Source organism: Priestia sp. TRN 1309, assembly GCF_050846875.1.
GTDB classification, from domain to species: Bacteria; Bacillota; Bacilli; order Bacillales; family Bacillaceae_H; genus Priestia; species Priestia zanthoxyli.
In genome coordinates, this window is sequence record NZ_JBOZGM010000004.1 from 228,553 (window position 1) to 246,488 (window position 17,936).

15 protein-coding genes are annotated in these 17,936 nt (G+C 38.0%); all 15 read right to left on the minus strand.

All coding sequences use genetic code 11. The annotated features are described in order from the left end of the window. Window positions 1-30 precede the first annotated feature (30 nt). Complete coding sequence (locus ACRPLQ_RS17380) at window positions 31-1,650, minus strand: long-chain-fatty-acid--CoA ligase (RefSeq protein ID WP_432236189.1); 1,620 nt, start codon at window positions 1,648-1,650, stop codon at window positions 31-33. A gap of 16 nt (window positions 1,651-1,666) precedes the next feature. Beyond that, window positions 1,667-2,650, minus strand: coding sequence for an NAD(P)H-dependent flavin oxidoreductase (locus tag ACRPLQ_RS17385; protein ID WP_034264623.1), 984 nt, complete (start codon window positions 2,648-2,650; stop codon window positions 1,667-1,669). Window positions 2,651-2,800: 150 nt separating this feature from the next. Continuing rightward, the gene (locus ACRPLQ_RS17390) at window positions 2,801-4,084 is read right to left on the minus strand and encodes an MFS transporter (protein ID WP_051137088.1); all 1,284 of its coding nucleotides are present in this window, start codon (window positions 4,082-4,084) and stop codon (window positions 2,801-2,803) included. A gap of 364 nt (window positions 4,085-4,448) precedes the next feature. Further along, window positions 4,449-5,210, minus strand: a complete 762-nt coding sequence (gene fabG, locus ACRPLQ_RS17395) for a 3-oxoacyl-ACP reductase FabG (protein ID WP_108674613.1) — start codon at window positions 5,208-5,210, stop codon at window positions 4,449-4,451. Window positions 5,211-5,226: 16 nt separating this feature from the next. Continuing rightward, entirely contained in the window at window positions 5,227-5,631 is a 405-nt protein-coding gene (locus tag ACRPLQ_RS17400) for a PaaI family thioesterase (RefSeq protein ID WP_028413725.1), read from the minus strand. Between the two features lie 18 nt (window positions 5,632-5,649). Further along, on the minus strand, window positions 5,650-6,432 hold the full coding sequence (locus tag ACRPLQ_RS17405) for an enoyl-CoA hydratase/isomerase family protein (protein WP_051137089.1): 783 nt from the start codon (window positions 6,430-6,432) through the stop codon (window positions 5,650-5,652). Window positions 6,433-6,460: 28 nt separating this feature from the next. Beyond that, the gene (locus ACRPLQ_RS17410; protein WP_311265309.1) at window positions 6,461-7,624 is read right to left on the minus strand and encodes a thiolase family protein; all 1,164 of its coding nucleotides are present in this window, start codon (window positions 7,622-7,624) and stop codon (window positions 6,461-6,463) included. A 22-nt stretch (window positions 7,625-7,646) separates the two neighbouring features. Continuing rightward, the gene (locus tag ACRPLQ_RS17415; protein ID WP_028413728.1) at window positions 7,647-8,834 is read right to left on the minus strand and encodes a thiolase family protein; all 1,188 of its coding nucleotides are present in this window, start codon (window positions 8,832-8,834) and stop codon (window positions 7,647-7,649) included. Between the two features lie 23 nt (window positions 8,835-8,857). Then, the gene (locus ACRPLQ_RS17420; RefSeq protein ID WP_028413729.1) at window positions 8,858-10,006 is read right to left on the minus strand and encodes an acyl-CoA dehydrogenase family protein; all 1,149 of its coding nucleotides are present in this window, start codon (window positions 10,004-10,006) and stop codon (window positions 8,858-8,860) included. Window positions 10,007-10,036: 30 nt separating this feature from the next. Further along, window positions 10,037-10,894 carry a 3-hydroxyacyl-CoA dehydrogenase family protein gene (locus ACRPLQ_RS17425; RefSeq protein WP_028413730.1) on the minus strand — a complete coding sequence of 286 codons (858 nt, stop codon included), beginning with the start codon at window positions 10,892-10,894 and terminating at the stop codon, window positions 10,037-10,039. 49 nt (window positions 10,895-10,943) lie between these two features. Then, window positions 10,944-11,825 carry a 3-hydroxyacyl-CoA dehydrogenase family protein gene (locus ACRPLQ_RS17430; RefSeq protein WP_034264632.1) on the minus strand — a complete coding sequence of 294 codons (882 nt, stop codon included), beginning with the start codon at window positions 11,823-11,825 and terminating at the stop codon, window positions 10,944-10,946. Further along, window positions 11,815-13,440, minus strand: coding sequence for a long-chain-fatty-acid--CoA ligase (locus tag ACRPLQ_RS17435; RefSeq protein WP_432236190.1), 1,626 nt, complete (start codon window positions 13,438-13,440; stop codon window positions 11,815-11,817). Before ACRPLQ_RS17435 ends, ACRPLQ_RS17430 begins: the two co-directional genes overlap by 11 nt. 54 nt (window positions 13,441-13,494) lie before the next feature. Beyond that, the gene (locus ACRPLQ_RS17440; protein WP_028413733.1) at window positions 13,495-14,643 is read right to left on the minus strand and encodes an acyl-CoA dehydrogenase family protein; all 1,149 of its coding nucleotides are present in this window, start codon (window positions 14,641-14,643) and stop codon (window positions 13,495-13,497) included. Window positions 14,644-15,012: 369 nt separating this feature from the next. Continuing rightward, window positions 15,013-16,443, minus strand: coding sequence for a sigma-54 interaction domain-containing protein (locus ACRPLQ_RS17445; RefSeq protein ID WP_432236191.1), 1,431 nt, complete (start codon window positions 16,441-16,443; stop codon window positions 15,013-15,015). Window positions 16,444-16,708: 265 nt separating this feature from the next. Next, complete coding sequence (gene lhgO / locus ACRPLQ_RS17450; protein WP_034264638.1) at window positions 16,709-17,926, minus strand: L-2-hydroxyglutarate oxidase; 1,218 nt, start codon at window positions 17,924-17,926, stop codon at window positions 16,709-16,711. Between the last annotated feature and the right edge of the window lie 10 nt (window positions 17,927-17,936).

The window sequence follows — 17,936 nt, forward strand, 5'->3', positions numbered from 1 at the left end:
CTCGGTTGTAATCCTTTTTTTAGTGAAATCCTAATCTGTTTCTTTCTTTCTTTTCTCTTCTTCCTCTTCTTCCTCTTCCACTAATGTGCGGCGCAAAATTTTTCCTACCGTGGACTTAGGCAGCTTATTTCTAAACTCAATCAAGCGAGGGACCTTGTACTTAGCTAACCTTAAATTGCACCATTCTTCTAATTCCTGTTCTGTAGCAGATGCATCAGTTTTTAAAACAATCGCAGCTTTAACGGTTTCCCCTCGATAAAAATCTGGTACTCCAAACACACATACTTCTTTTACAGCTGGATGCTGATAAATAATATCTTCTATCTCCACTGGATAAACGTTATATCCACTAGCAATAATCATATCTTTTTTTCTTCCTACAATATAGAAATAACCGTCTTCATCCATAGTAGCAATATCTCCTGTATATAGCCAGTCATGTCGTATTACCGCTTCTGTTTCATTCTCTTTCCTCCAGTAACCTTTCATTACTTGGGGGCCTTTAATAATTAACTCTCCCGCTTCACCAGGCATCAATTCTGTAATGCCTTTTTCAATATCTACAATTTTAGCATCTGTATTTGGGTAGGGAAGACCAATACTTCCTTGTTTTCTTTTTCCTACAACTGGATTTCTATGAGTGGTCGGTGACGTTTCCGTCATACCATACCCTTCGAAAATGGGTAGATTAAACTTTTGATCAAATCTTTGAAGGATCTCTATAGGGAGAGACGCTGAACCACTACTGCAATATTTAAAGCATGATAAATCCTCAGCTGTTAAATCTGGATGGTTAAGTAGCGCTACATACATAGTTGGTACACCTGGAAAAATGGTTGGTCGGTACTTTCGAATTAAATTTATGACTTCATTTATCTCAAACCTTTCTACAGCAATGTACGTTGAAGCAGAAAAGATAGAACAATTCATACGAGCCATGCCATATACATGAAATAACGGCGCTAAACCTAGCATTCGTTCAGGTGATTCTTGATGTGGAAGAACGTTTAATGTACAGGAAAGATCTTGATAGACATTGGAGAACAAGTTAGAATGAGTCAGCATGACTCCTTTAGACTTACCTGTTGTTCCTCCTGTATATTGCAAAACCGCTAAGTCTTCCTTGGGTTCAATTTTAAGCTTTGGAAGTTCTTTCTCTCCTTTTTTAATCAAAAAATAAAGGTTATCTTCTTCATTTTGCTTGTTGTTAGTTGAAATAAAATTGAGTGGAGTCTTCAAGTTTATTTGATCTATTTTTGTCCTTTGGTCTTCACGACTAATAAACCATACGGCTTCAGAATCCTGTAAAATATAATCTAGTTCATCCGTTTGATACATGGGGTTTACCTGTACAATAATTCCTCCTAAGCGTTGAACTGCATAGTAGGAGATAATATATTCCGTACAATTTGGTAACATTACAGCGACTCGATCTCCTTTACAAAATCCTTTTTGATGTAAAGCTGATGCAAGACGCTCACAGGCTGTCTTTAATTCAACATAAGTTAGCTCCTTTTCTCTTTCTATCACCGCTACTCGTAACGGGTAACGATGAGCTGAATGCTCCAACAAGTCATATAGCGTTAATGAAGGAATTTCAATTTCCTGAGGCAGAGATTCAGGGTACTTCCTATTCCCAATCCAGTTCACTATTCTCACCCCTTAACTATTTTAATTCATTAACTTTGCTCCACCTGTTTCCCATTCTTTCCACAGTGGCTTTTGCCTCATTTACTACTCCTAAAATGATTTCTTGTACCGTTTTTATCTCTTGAATTCTGGCCACAGATTGACCGCATGAAAAGATTCCTGCATCGATATCTCCTTCGTTATATACCCGCACAGCCTTTTTCCCTGAAATTAGTGGCAACAGTTCTTCTAGTGAAGCCCCTCTACTTTCAGCATCCATCACTTGTAAAGCCATCGCATTTCGAGCGACTCTTGAAGTTGAACCAATTGTTTTTTGAATTAATGCCGTATCTCCTTCTGAAGCTTGTACCATCCACTTTTTCACGTTGTCGTGGACTAGTGCCTCTTGAGAAGCTAGGAATCGTGTGCCCATAACAATACCTTCTGCTCCGAGAGCTAGCATGGCAGCCAATCCCCGTCCATCCGCAATTCCACCACCGGCAAGAACGGGGATAGTTAGTGCATCAACTGTTTGAGGGACTAAAACTATATTTCCCACATCTTCCATTCCAGGGTGACCTCCCGCTTCAAATCCCACTACAGTTACAGCGTCACATCCTACTCGTTCAGCCGTTTTTGCATATTTCACTCCGGCAACTTTATGAATAACGACTACGTTATTGTCTTTTAATACTTTCATATATGGCTCAGGGCTTCTGCCAGAGGTCTCTACAATACGTATACCTTCTTCTAGTAATACATCTATATAGGCTTCGTTTGGCATCCGCTTCACACTTGGAAATAAGTTAATATTAATGCCAATTGGCTTATCCGTTAATTCTCTTACTTTTCGGATTTCGTGCCGCAGCTCTTTTGCTGTTTCAAAAGTGGCCGATGTAATAATACCGAGCCCGCCAGCTTCTGAAACAGCAGCAGCTAAAGGAGCTCGTCCAATTCTAAATAAACCTCCGCAAATAACCGGATATTGAATATTTAGCAACTCTGTAATACGGGTTTTCATCTTTTACCCTCCTTTTTATAGCCATTTATATTAGGTATATTCAACGTCTTTATGAGAAAATAATTAGTTGATTAAAATGGCGTCGCCTCATAAGACTATGCCATCCTTAGTCGCGAAGGTTTGTCTTGTGCAATAATCGATTGTTTTAGGTTATGAATATTTTATATTTGAATTTTCAGATAAATCATCGTGATCTAAAGCTTTCTTTTTTGCTCCAGATGGTTTGACAAAAAACGCAAATAGTATCCCAAAAACCAAAACGAGAATTGCCATTGAGATAATTGATAAGTTGTAACCTGCAATTTTGTTTGCTCCAGCTAGCCCAACGATATAACCAGTTAAAATGGGAGCGATAATTCCTGCGATATTACCTGAAGAAGTTAAAATACTTGTCATTAATGCACCGCGTTCAGGCCACTCATTAATCATAATAGTTGGTCCAATTGGCAAAATAGCGTAGGTTAAACCTTTGGCTAGACACATAGCGATAACCACCCATAGCGGATTTTGAAAGACTGTAATAGACGCTAATAGTAAAGCTCCTGCTATCATAGCTCCCGCTACTACAAATATCCTTGATATCTGCCAGCTTTCGTTTTTCTTAAACAAATAATCAGACAGCATCGAAACTCCTGTATAAATGAGCACAGAAACAATTCCAATAATCGCGACGCTATACCCCATTTCGCCAGGAGACATTTTTATTGCTTCTACTAGATAAATAGGTAACCAAACTGAAAACCAAACAACTAAAATATATGTTGAAAAATAGGCTAGCGTTGTAAATAAAGCTGAAGGAGACCCAAGGAGTTTTAAAAAATCTTTTACATTTATTTTTTCTAGCTGTGCTTTCTTTTTCTTTTGCACTTTTTGATACCTTTTCACTGGACTCTCTTTGGTAAAGAATTGAAACAAGAAAAACCACACAATACTCGCTAGTCCAAGACAAGCAAAAGCAGCCTTCCATCCTAATAGAGTAATTAGAGAAACAAGAAGCGGTGCGGCAATCATAGCTCCTACAGTTCCGCCAGCAACTACGATAGAATTAGCAAATCCTCTTTGCTTTGGTGGAAACCATTTATCTGCATGGTTATAGGCAACTGGACTAAATGGGCCTTCAAATGCCCCTAATAAAATTCGGTAAATAACTAGTAGTGGTAAAGCAGCAATAGCTAAGACACCAAATTGTAAAAAAGCCCATGTTAACATTAAAAAGCCAAGGACTTTTTTAGCTCCAATCCGATCGGCCCATGCTGCTCCGAAAATACCTGTTATGGGGTAAAGCCAGTAATAACTACTCCCTACAAGCCCCCACTCGGCATAAGATAAGTTCATTTCTTTCATGATAGGAACAGCTGCAAGCCCTATAATTGATTTATCTGCAAAGTTAATAACTGCGCCGAAAAATAGCATTAGAAGAACAAACCATCGCATATGAATCCCTCTTTTCTTCATTTTTATTTTTGAACTTTCAGCTAAAACGTTTATCAAATGGTTCAGTGGTACATTTTTTTCTTTTTTTGAAAAAGGATTTGCAGTATTCCTTCAGCTTGCCATAAATAAATGCAAGTTTTATGCCATTCCAAAAGCCTTAATCTCCCCACTCTTATAAGAGAAATATTTATAAAAAATTCAGTAATGCATTAAGTATGTGACCCGTTCCTTTATCTATTGAAACAAGCCGGTGATTCAAAGAAAAATCATAATTCATATTTAAATCAAACGTTCTTTTATAAATCTTATAAAAAAACGATTGGTATTAACAACTCACCAATCATTTGCTCTTACACTACTATTATTAAAATTTTGGCCCTCCGGCTACGTATAAGATTTGACCGTTGACAAAGGAGGATTCTTTTAATGAAAAAAAGAGTGCCGTATTTGCAATATCTTCGGGTTTTCCAGTACGTTGCATGGGAATTTCCTTTTTCTTTTCTTCGATTAACTCTTCAAATTTAAGGCCTAGTCGTTCTGCGGTAGCTTTAGTCATATCAGTTTCAATGAATCCAGGGGCAATTGCATTGACAGTAATACCAAATTTGCCAAGCTCTATTGCCAAAGTTTTAGTAAACCCCTGTATGCCAGCTTTGGCAGTTGCATAATTAGCTTGTCCCTTGTTTCCTAACGCAGACACTGAAGAAATATTTATAATCCTCCCAAATTGCTGCTGGACCATATATTTTTGAGCAGTTTGGCTACAAAAATAGGTTCCTTTTAAATGAACATTCATAATAAGATCCCAATCATCTTCAGTCATTTTATGAAAAGAATTATCTCTCGTTAATCCTGCATTATTAACAAGGATGTCAATGCTCCCTAATGTACGGACTATTTCTTCCATACTGCTCTCTACTTGCTCTCGTTTCGTTACATCACAGACCAAACCTGTTACGTCCAGTCCTTCCATTTGAAATTCCTCTATCGTTTGATAGAGTTCCTGTTCATTAAGATCTACAATACAAACTTTTGCTCCTTCACGAGAAAACGTCTTGGCGATTGCCTTGCCAATTCCTTTACTTCCCCCAGTGATATACGCTACGTTCTCTTTTAATTGACCCACTGTTATTCTCCTCTTTTCATTTATCTCGAATCAGCTTGAAAGTACCAATCCCTTTTGCAAGAATATTTCCTTGACCATCCTTAATTTCTCCTTCAGTAAAAGCAAGTTTATATCCTTCCTGCAGCACTTTAGCTTCCGCAAAGATTTCTCCTTGAGATATGCTCGAAAGGTAATGAACAGTTAAATTTGTTGTCACTACCTTTGCTTTTGTTACAGATCGAGTAACCATGCCAAGGATATAATCGAGCATTGTCGCATGAACACCGCCATGAAGGGTTCCATTTATATTAAGTAAATGTTCTTTAATATCTAACTTTATATTCACATTTCCTTCTTCAAATCTAACAATCTCAAACCCTATATGCATAAAGAACGGGTTCTCTTCAAATTTTTCGCGGATATCCTCTACTGTAATTGGCAACTCACGCTTCCTCCTTTCTTATTTTCCTTGATACTCAGGTTTCCGTTTTTCTAGAAACGCTGTTGTTCCTTCTCTTTTATCTTCTGATGAAAAGAGAATAGCTTGAGCAAGCTTTTCAATCATTAACCCCGTTTTCATGTCCACGTCGGACCCTAAATTTACAGCAATCTTAGCTAACTTCACAGCTAACGGGCCTTTTGACAGAATTTGATTGGCGACTTCTTCTACTTTTGCTTCAAGTTCTTCCGGCTTAGCAACTTCTGATACAAGGCCGATTCGAAGGGCCTCATCGGCATCAACCATTTTCCCCATTAAAATTAGCTCCAGTGCTTTTCCTTTCCCTACAATTCTGACTAGGCGCTGGGTTCCTCCAGCACTTGGAATAATTGATAAATTTAGTTCTGGTAAACCAAGCTTGGCACTTGTAGAAGCGACTCGTATATCACAGGACATGGCTAATTCACAGCCTCCTCCCAAAGCATAACCATTAATCATAGCAATAGTTGGCTTCTCAAAACCTTCTATAAGATTGTACACATGCTGCATACCGCTTTGGCTTAACGCATCAAGCACTGTTTTTTCACGCAGCTGACCAATATCAGCTCCCGCTGCAAACGATTTATCTCCTTGCCCCGTAAAAACTAAACAAGCTACCGTTTCATCTTTCTTTATTTCTTCTAAGGCTTCTGTTATTTCTTCTAACGTTTCTTTTGTCAATGCATTTCTCTGCTCAGGACGATTAATTACGATATAAGCAAGCTGTCCTTTTTTCAGCACGTCTATATTTGCAAATGTAATCATATTTACGATACCTCCACTATTGATGATTTTATCGTTCAAGTATTAAAGCAATGCCTTGCCCTCCACCGATGCAGGCTGCTACGAGTGCGCGTTTTGCATCCCGTCTTTTCATTTCATACACCAGTTTTGTAATTAACATAGCCCCAGTTGCTGCAATAGGGTGACCATGAGCAATTGCTCCTCCATTTACATTTACTTTTTTCATATTCATAGATAGCTCTCGATTACAAGCAAGTACCTGAGCAGCAAACGCCTCATTAAATTCAATTAAATCTAAATCTTCAAGAGACAAGCCTGCTTTTTGAAGCACTTTTTGAACAGCTGGCACTGGCCCAATCCCCATCATATTTGGATCTACTCCTACAACGGCCCACTCTTTTACTTTCGCTAATACTTCTATGCCCTCTTCGTTTGCACGATTTTCGGACATAAGTACAACTGCTGACGCTCCATCATTAACACCAGAGGAGTTTCCTGCCGTTACACTTCCTTCTTTTTTAAAGGCGGGAGAAAGTTTTGATAAATCTTCTATGGTCGTACTCGGACGAACGTGTTCGTCATGATTAAATAAATAAGATTCTCCTTTTCTATTCGTAATATTAATAGGTACAATTTGTTCTTTAAAGTATCCGCTGTTTATCGCGTTGGTCATTTTTTGCTGACTTTCTAAAGCAAATAAATCTTGTTCTTCTCTCGTTACTTCGTACTTTTCAGCCAAGTTTTCCGCAGTAATCCCCATAGAAGGATCTCCAATATGATTCGGAGAAAGTTTTCGCTTTATAAATTGAGGTGGCATTCGATCGTAAGGTCTGCTTTGTGGTGCAAGTAAGTATGGTGAACGTGACATACTTTCTGTTCCACCCGCAAGAAAGATCTCTCCATTTCCTGCTCGAATTTGATCAGCGGCAAGACCTATACTGTTAATTCCTGAACCGCATTGACGATCAATGGTCATACCAGGAATTGCTAGAGGCAAACCGGCTTCGAGTAACGTTAACCTTGCCATATTTCCTCCTCCAGCCAGACAATTTCCAAAGATGACATCATCAATATCTGTTGATTGAATACAAGCACGTTCGATTGCTTCTTTCATGACAGCAGCGCCGTAAACGGAGGGATCTATATTAGCAAGAGTTCCTCCTTGTTTTGCAATGGCGGTTCGAACCGCTGATACGATAACAGGCTGTTTCATAAAATCCTCTCCTTATTAACATTTAAAGAATGGTTTCAATCATGATTGCCATACCTTGTCCTCCACCTACACAAAGAGTAGCAATTCCATATCTCTCCTGTCTCCGGATCATCTCATGAAGTAAAGTGGTTACTATACGAGCGCCTGTTGCTCCAACAGGATGACCAAGAGCAATTGCCCCTCCGTTGACGTTCACTTTATTTACGTCTAAATTAAGCTCTCGAATAACAGCTAAAGCTTGAGAAGCAAATGCTTCATTCAGCTCAAAAAGCCCAATGTCTTCTACTTTTTTTCCAGTCCTTTGTAATAATTTTTTTACAGCTGGAACAGGACCAATTCCCATAACTTCTGGAGAAACTCCAGCTGCCGCCCAATCGACAATTCTTACTAGAGGTTTAAGCTCTAAGCGCTCAGCTTCTCTTCTTTTCATTAAAACTAATGCAGAAGCTCCGTCATTTCGTCCACAAGTATTACCAGCTGTAACAGTTCCATTTTCTTTAAAAGCAGGCTTTAAATTCGATAGCTGTTCAATTGTCGTTTGAGGGCGAGGGTGTTCGTCTCGATCAACTGTAACAGTGGCTTTTCTTTGTTGGATCTTAACTGGAATGATTTCATCTTTAAATGCCCCATTTTTTATAGCTTTGGCAGCTTTTTGTTGACTTTCTACTGCAAAACCATCCTGATCTTCTTTTGAAATATGGTACCTTTCAGCTACATTTTCCGCTGTAACTCCCATACCTAGATGCTGACCATATATCTCCTGAGGCTGCTGACCATTTTCTGTATTTGAATCTACTAAAGTAGATCTGTCTCCTCCAAAACGTGTATTTCTTAAATAAAGAGGTGCACGACTCATACTTTCTGTTCCGCCTGCCACCACAACTGTTGCTTGATTTGAGTGTAGCTGCTGAACAGCTGAGGCGATTGCCTGCATACCTGATGCACATAATCGATTGATGGTAAAAGCTGGTGCAGTATCGGGTATCCCTGCTCTTAGAGCCGCTACTCTGGCAACATTCGATGCTTCTGTTGATTGTCTTACTTCTCCGAAAATAACTTCACTCACTTGTTCCGCCGCGATATTAGCCCTTTTTACAGACTCTTCGATAACAAGACTTGCTAGATGACCGGAGCTGACTTCTTTCAAAGCACCTCCATAACGCCCAATAGGTGTTCTGGTAGCGCTTACAATAACGATTTCTTCTTGCATTTTTTCTCCTCCTTTACTAACCGTTAACTATATTCTTTTTTTAATTGTCCAGCTATAATATTTTTCTGAATCTCAGATGTTCCTTCATATATTCTGGTGATTCTAGCATCTCGGAAAAAGCGTTCAATTGGATAGTCAGCAATATAGCCAATGCCTCCATGAACTTGTACAGCTTTATCTGCAACGCGATTGTATGCTTCTGAACCAAATAGTTTTAGCATAGCCGCTTCTTTGATTACTTTCATTCCTTCATCAACCATCCATGCTACGCGGTATGTAAATGATCGTAACGACTCAACGTCTACAGCCATTTCAGCAAGCATATGTGATACGGCTTGATGTTCAATAATTGGAACATCAAATTGAATTCGTTCTTGTGCATACGCTGCACTTAGATCAAGCAGCTTCTGGCAGGAACCAAGATTGCGTGCTGCTAATCCAGCACGTCCATTTGCTAAAATTTTTAGAGCGTTAACGTATCCTTGACCTTCTGCTCCCAATACATTTTCAACGGGTACTTCACAATCTTCTAAAATAATTTCAGCTGAATGTGAGCCTCTAAGCCCCATCTTCCTCTCTACAGCTCCAACATGAAAACCGGGAAAATCTTTTTCTATAATAAAAGATGTAATGCCTTTTGCCCCTTTATCTGGATCTGTTATGGCCATTACTGTAAACACATCAGCTTCTGTAGCATTTGTAATGTAGTGCTTTGTCCCATTTAAAATATATTTGTCTCCTTTTTTCACAGCAGTTGTTTTTAAATTCGTAGCGTTTGAACCAGCACTAGGCTCTGTTAACGCAAACGCCCCAATTTTTTCACCTCGAGCCATAGCGGGCAAATATCTTTGTTTTTGTTCGTCGTTGCCCATTTCTACAATACCTACTGTACCAATTCCTGTATGTGCTCCAATTAACGTTGTATATCCATTGTGCGTAGCTCCGATCTCCTCGTATAGTGCACACTTTCCAACCATTCCAATTCCAAGCCCTTCGTACTGCTCTGGAATACTTAGTCCAAATAAGCCTAAATCTTTCGACATGTCGATAATTCGCTGCGGAATTTTATCCTCTTGTTCTATCTGCATCGCTACTGCTTCTACTTCTGTTTGTACAAAGTCCCGCACATTTTTTTTCAAAAACTGAATGTCTTCACTTAGACGAAAGTCCATTCTCAACCCTTCTTTCTATTTTCTAATTCGCTACTTTTCATGATCATATTCATAAAATCCTCTTCCAGTTTTCTTACCTAACCTTCCAGCTTTTACATACTTAGTAAGAATAGGACAAGGACGATATGTCTCACCTAGTGTTTTATAGAGATATTCCATATTACGCAGCCTCGTATCTAACCCGACTAAGTCTGCTAGCTCTAAAGGACCCATTGGATGATTTAAACCTAGCTTCATAGCTTTATCAATATCATTAATACTTCCAACACCTTCCATTACCATTTTCATTGCTTCATTTCCTATTAAACAATTCATTCTACTGACTGCGAAGCCTGGGAACTCGTTAATCCTGACACATTCTTTTTTAATTTTCTCTCCAAATTGAAAGCTTTTAGCTACCGTGTCCTCCGATGTTTCTAATCCGCAGATAACTTCAATTAATTTCATTTTGGGAACGGGGTTAAAAAAGTGAAGAGCAATACATTGAGATGGTCTGCTTGTTTGTGCTCCAATTTCTGTTGGACTCATTGTAGAAGTATTTGTCGCCAGAATAGCATGCTTAGGAGCAAATTTATCAAGTTGTTTAAAGATCTTAATCTTTAATTCCATAATTTCAAGAACAGCTTCAATTACTAAATCTGCTTGCTCAGTTGCTTCTTCGAGACTTGTAGTATATAAAATATTTTCAGAATAAGCGTTTGCCTGTTCAACAGTTAGGAGCTCTTTTTCTGAAGCTTTTTGAAATTGTCCAGCTATATATTCTTTACAGGTCTTTAGCATATGAGGATCAATATCATGTACAGCAATTGAAAGTCCGGCTGCCGCACACGTGTAAGCAATCCCTCGTCCCATCGTTCCAGCGCCAATGACACTTACGTGTTGAACCATTGATATCCTCCTTTCTTTGTCTTAAGACAGTTCTTTTTCGTGAGCTTTCTTATGCTTGAACCTTTGCTTGATTGTAAGTGTAAAATCCTTTTCCAGTTTTCCGGCCCAGTTCTCCTTTATGCACTTTGTCTTGCACAATTTGTGCGGGCTTATCAGCTTCATTACCACTTTCTTGATATCGCTGCATCCGAACAAAATAATTTACATCAATTCCTGTTAAATCCATAAGTGAGAAAGGACCAATAGGGTGATTTAGAGCTTTTGTACAAACCAGATCAATTTCTTCGTGATCAGCATATCCATTTTCTAGTAAGTAAACAGCTTCATCCATTAACTTGCCTAAGATACGATTGGCAATAAAACCTGAAATTTCTTTTTTCAAAAGAACCGGTGTTTTTCCAATATTTCTTACAAATTCTACTGCCAATTGAGCTGTTTCTTTTGACGTATGAGGTCCACGCACTACCTCTACAAGTTCCATCACCAGTGCTGGATTAAAAAAGTGAACGTTACACACTTTTTCTGGCCTGCTTGTTACATCAGCAATTTTTGAACTAACAATAGTTGAACTATTTGTTGCTAAGATTGCGTGCTCCGGGACTATTTTATCTAACTTTGCAAAGAGCTCACGCTTAGCATCTAACCGTTCTACGATAGCTTCAATAACCAAGTTTGTGTGATTCAGCTCCTCCAATGAAGAAGAAAATATCAATCTGCCGAATGCATTATTTACTTCTTCTTCTGTTAATCTACCTTTGCTTATTTTTCTATTCATATGGCCACGCAAAGACTCTTTTGCCTTTGTAAGACTTTCTTCACTAACGTCGTGCAAAATAACAGAGTATCCACCTAAGGCACATACCATAGCAATCTGTGATCCCATTGCGCCAGATCCAACGACCCCTATTTGTTTAATATCTTTAATTTGCATTTTTATGTTCCTCCTTCTCTTGTTCCTCTTGCACCAATAGTCTTTTTAATAACTTGCCAACCGCATTTCGAGGAAGAGACTCCCTTATTTCAAACTCCTTTGGAACTTTATAACGAGTTAGTTTCATATAACAATGTCCTTTTAATTCTTCTAAATCTACTTGACACTCATCCTTTGGAACAATATATGCCTTTATAACCTCTCCGTTCGATTGATCAGGAATACCAACTACAGCTGCTTCTTTTACAGCCGGATGTTCGTACAAAATACTCTCTACTTCCTGAGGGTAAATATTAAATCCCCCTACAATAACCATTTCTTTTTTTCTTCCAACTATGTAAAAGTAACCTTCTTCATCCATAGTGGCTAAATCTCCCGTTAAAAGCCATCCATCCTGCAAAGAGCGAAGCGTTTCCTTTTCATTATTCCAATAACCTTTCATGACTTGGGGTCCTTTTATGAGTAATTCTCCAACACATCTAGGCGGTAATTCTTGCGCATTATCGTCAATAATCATACAATCTGTTCCAGGCATTGGAATTCCAATACTTCCAATCTTTCTTACGCCATTGGTAGGATTTCGATGCGTAGATGGAGATGCTTCAGAAAGTCCGAAACCTTCTCCAATTATCGCTCCTGTTAAATACTCAAAACGTTTAATAATTTCAATTGGAAGAGGTGCTGATCCACAGGAACACAGTTTTAAGCACTCCAGTCCGTAACTTTCTACTTCGGGATGATTCACAAAAGCATTATACATTTTAGGAACACCTGGGAAAAAAGTTGGACGATATGTTTTTATACACTCCAAAACGTTATCTACTTCAAATTTTTTAAATAGTAGCAGCGTTCCTCCAATATATATCCCTAAATTCATCGCACTTGTCATGGCATATACATGATATAGAGGAGTTGCAGTTAAAATAACTTCTTGTCCTAAGAGCATTTTTTCTCCGTACATACAATAACTTTGGACTACGTTTGCAACCAAATTGTAGTGTGTTAGCATCGCTCCTTTCATTTGTCCTGTTGTTCCTCCTGTGTACTGAATAACAGCTACATCTTGATGTACAGACACAACAGCAGGTTTATCTAAGGGATGACTAGAGCGTTTTAAATCTTCTAGGCTATGGAACAAATGACCCTGAGTCTTCTTCTGGTCTTGGGATACAAAAATATGCTTGAATTTATAGCTTTCGTATACTTCGCAAACTGCGTTTAATGCACCTGAATCTGTCACAAGATAAGACATTTTGGAATCGCTTACAATTTGGAAGAGTTCTCTTGGCGTATACATTGGATTTACCTGTACAACAATAAGCCCAAGCGCTTGGGCGGCATAATAAGAAATAATGTAATCCGGATGATTGGACAGCATTAAGCCTATTCGCTGCCCTTTGTAAGCGCCCATATCTCTCCAAGAAGCGGCTAAACAATCTACTTGGTGCTTTAATTCACTATACGTAATTCTCTTATGTTCAAAAATAATTGCCGTTTGCTTCCCGTATTGGTTGGCTGTTTTCTCTAAAATAGCGTACAACGAAATTTCTGGAACTCTTAGTTCTTTTTCCTTTACATAAAATGTAGACCAGGGCCGCGTTATTAGATTGCGCAAAAAGCTTTCACCTTCCTCTATGTTTCAGCTTAATACATGTAGATGTATTCTTTTTTAACACTCTTGTAAAACATTTCTAGCAATAATTAAACGTTGAACTTCATTTGTCCCTTCATAAATTTTTGTAATGCGGGCATCTCTATAAAAGCGCTCGACCGGATAGTCTGACACATATCCCATTCCACCATGAATTTGAACAGCTTTATCTGCTACTCTATTAAACACATCAGATGCAAATAATTTCGCCATTGAAGCTTCCTTAACCACTTTTTTTCCTTCATCAATTTTTTGTGCTGCCATCATAGTCAATGTTCTTGCTGCTTCTGTTTCTGTTGCCATATCGGCTAGCATCCATTGAATTGCTTGATTATCAGCAATAGGCTTACCAAACTGAATACGTTCTTTTGCGTAACTCGCCGATAATTCAATTAATTTATCACATGATCCAACTGCTCTAGCTGCTAAGCCTACACGCCCTTCTCCTAATATTTTAAGAGCAGACATATATCCCATTCCTACTTCGCCAATTACATTTTCCTCTGGAATAATACATTCTTCAAAAATAATTTGAGATGTGTAAGAGCCTCTTAGACCCATCTTTTTATCTTTCTTGCCAATAATTAACCCAGGAAAATCTTTTTCTACTAAAAAAGCTGTAATTCCACCTTTTGCTCCTTTTTCTCTATCGGTTAATGCAAATACTGTAAACACATCGGCAATTGGACCATTTGTAATAAAATGTTTTGTGCCATTCATGACCCAATAGTTACCTTTTTTCTCCGCTCTTGTTGCTAAATTAGTTGCATCAGATCCAGCACCGGGTTCTGATAAGGCAAAAGCTCCAATTTTATTGCCAGCTGCCATGTCAGGTAAATACTTATTTTTTAAATACTCTGATGCCAATTTTACAAGACCCGTGCTTCCAATCCCTGTATGAGCACTGATTAATGAAACAAACCCGTTATGTGTTCTTCCTAATTGTTCTAATACAGTGGCTTTTTCTACTGTGTTTAATCCAATTCCACCATATTGTTCTGGTATACTAATCCCAAACAGCCCTAAATCTTTAGCTTTCTCTACTAAGTGTTCCGGGATTGCGTCTTCTTCTTCAATTTGCTGTGCAAATGGTTCCACCTCTTTTTCCACAAAGTTTCGAATCATGCTTTTCATTTGCTGCATTTCTTCTGTTAATGCTACGGTCATTGATCATCTTCCTCTCTAAAAAAGTTTCACTTATATTATCTGCAAGAAGTATGCCAACTACCACAAGCTCTAGTTAATAAGACTTTTTAACAAATAAAAAAATAGGAACATTCAAATTTGAATCAGAACTACGTGTTGAGGAGGTAAATAGCTGTTTTTTCAATTCAACTATGTATCAATTGATTTATTTTTGAATCAGCTGATTTTTTGTATTAAAAAAGAATCCAAAGAACTAATAAGTATCTTTGAATTCTTCGAATTTAGTACATTTTGTCATTTATATGCTATTCTATTACCTCGAAATGAACGCGCTTTCATTTTTGAGTGGATTATATACGCTACTGCCCTTATTACCTTTATTTTTTGTTTTTACTCTTTTATTTTTAAATGATATTTTTTAAGCTTCCTTACGATAGTAGGCTGACTAGTGTTTAATGCGTCGGCTATTTCATATGTTGTTTTACATGCTTGGACCGCAAGCGACAGAACTTTTTCCTCAGCTAGCTCTACTGCTTCTTTTAACGTCATTAATTCAGCAAACGCTAAGCTCGAATTTTTGGATTCTCTATATTCTAACGGAAGATCTTGTATTTTTATTTCTTGTTCTTGAGTAGTAAGCACGAGTCTTTCAATAAGGTTAGAGAGTTCCCTAACGTTTCCGGGCCAATTGTAGCGATAAAAAAAATCGTTTAGTTTGACATCAATTCTTTTATCTTTTTTATATCTGTGATTTATCTGAGTTAAAAATAACTGAATGAGAGGCCAGATGTCATCTCTTCTTTCTTTTAAAGAGGGAATAGATATAGGGATGACATTTAATCGATAATACAAATCTTCACGAAACTCACCGTTGAGCACCATTTCTTTTAAGTTTCTGTTCGTCGCCGCTATAATACGTACGTTCACTTTTTTCGTTTTAGTTGCCCCGACTCGGCGTATTTCTTTTTCTTGCAGTGTTCTTAAGAGCTTAACCTGCAATTCAAATGATAATTCTCCTACTTCATCGAGAAAAAGTATGCCGTTATCTGCCAGCTCAAACATCCCTGGTTTCCCTTTAGCATTCGCTCCTGTAAACGCTCCGCTTTCATACCCAAATAATTCTGATTCTAACAGGTTAGACGGAATAGCTCCGCAGTTAAGCTTAATAAAATTCCCTTGCTTCGCTCTCGTACTTTTGCTATAAATAAATTTAGCCAATACATCTTTTCCTACACCTGTCTCACCTAGAATCAATACTGTGGCATCTACATCTGCAATACGCTCAGCCATTTCATAAATGAGCTTCATTTGATGATTTGTAATAATAACATCTTCTTCTTTCTTTGTTGAACTCTTTAATTTTTCAATCTCTTGTTTATAACTATTATTTAGCTCATTTGCTTTTTTTAAAGCTGTTTGGAGCTCATTTAATTCAGACAGGTCTCTAATATTTGTGACTACTTTTTCTATTTCCCCCTCATCATTCATGACTGGATTACCAGTAATAAGAGTTTCTTTTCCTGAATAATTGTATTGAATGGTAGAAACAGAACGCTTTTGTTTCAACACTTTATGTGTAACCGAACTTTTTAAAATGCCTCTCTTCATAAGAGCATCTACGTTTTTACCTACATAATATTCTTTTGGAATACCTGTAATCCTTTCAATTGCAGAGTTTGTCTTTAAGGTAACTCCATTTTTATCAGTGATATAGATAACGTCGTACGAGCTCTCAATAATTGCTTCTAATTCACGGTTTAGTGTTTTTAACTTTTTCAGTTCTTGCGTGACTTGTTCTAATTTTGATAACTCGGTGCTCATGCAAATCCCACCCTTTTTATTAGCAACAAAGTTTCGACAAACTTATTAGTATTTCTCCTTATTTCTCCAAAAGTTTTCAAATTCCTGCAGTAAAGAGCTCCTCTTCTTCTACAAACTTGCCTAACACCTTTGGTTCGAAGTGAACTTATTATTTTTTAAAATACGCTTTCCTCATTATGTAATACAGTTTAGAGGTGTCTCTACTAAACATAAATAACGCAAAGCCCATTGTTAAAACCTGAGCTCTACGTTATTGAGACAAATACTATGAAGGAATAAAAATTTGTGGATTGATTTCAATTTCTGGTACTTTATTAGCAATGGCTTTTCCAATTGGAAGGCACGCTGTAGCTGCTGGAGATGGCGCATTGCATACATGAATACTGCGTTTACTTGAGACAATATAAAAATCATCCACTAACGTTCCATCGGACTTAAGTGCCTGCGCTCTTACACCTGAAGAAGCAGGCACAAGATCTTCTCCTTGAATAGACGGAATAAGATCTTGCAGACTTTTGACAAAAGCTTTTTTACTATAAGAGCGCCACATTTCCTTGGCGCCTTCTTGCCAATACTTAGAGGCAAGTTTCCAAAACCCTTTATATTTCATAACTTCGGAAAAGTCCTTCATATTAATATCCGTCTTTTTGTACCCTTCTCTTTTGAAGCTTAGCACAGCGTTCGGGCCAGCTTCTACTCCGCCTCCAATCATTCTTGTAAAATGGACACCTAGAAATGGGAAATCAGGATTAGGAACGGGATATATAAGATTTTTGACAAGATGGTGTTTTTCAGGTTTTAGTTCGTAATATTCTCCTCGGAACGGAATAATCTGCAAATCTATTTCGACCCCAGCTCTTTTTGTTACTCGATCACTATGCAGTCCTGTACAATTCACTACATAGTTTGCAGTAAATGTTTTATTTTCTGTTATAATCTCGACGTTATCATCATGCTCCAGAACTTTTTTGACTTCCGTTTCTAAATTCAGCTCTGCTCCGCGTGTTCTTAAATAATCTACCATCTTTTCACAAACCTGTTTATAATTAATAATCCCGGCTTGTGGTACTTTTATTGCTTTTATTCCTTTAACATACGGTTCTTCTTCCTGTAGTTGTTCTCTGCCTATAGTTGAAATGTCAAGTCCATTTGCTAAGCCGCGTTGAAACAAATTCTCTAGTAGTGGCAACTCCGATTGTTTAGTCGCCACAATTACTTTTCCACATTGATCATAACTCACTCCATGCTCTTGACAAAACTGAATGATTTGACGGCTACCTTCTCTTGCAAATTTCGCCTTTAGGCTCCCGGGTTTATAATAAATTCCTGAATGGATAACGCCGCTGTTATTTCCAGTTTGATGTTTAGCCCAACTACTTTCCTTTTCCAGCACTGCAAGGCGAGCGTGAGGGAAACGTTTACTTAGCGAGAAAGCCGTTGATAACCCCACGATGCCCCCTCCAATAATAACAATGTCTTTCATCCTTTCCCTC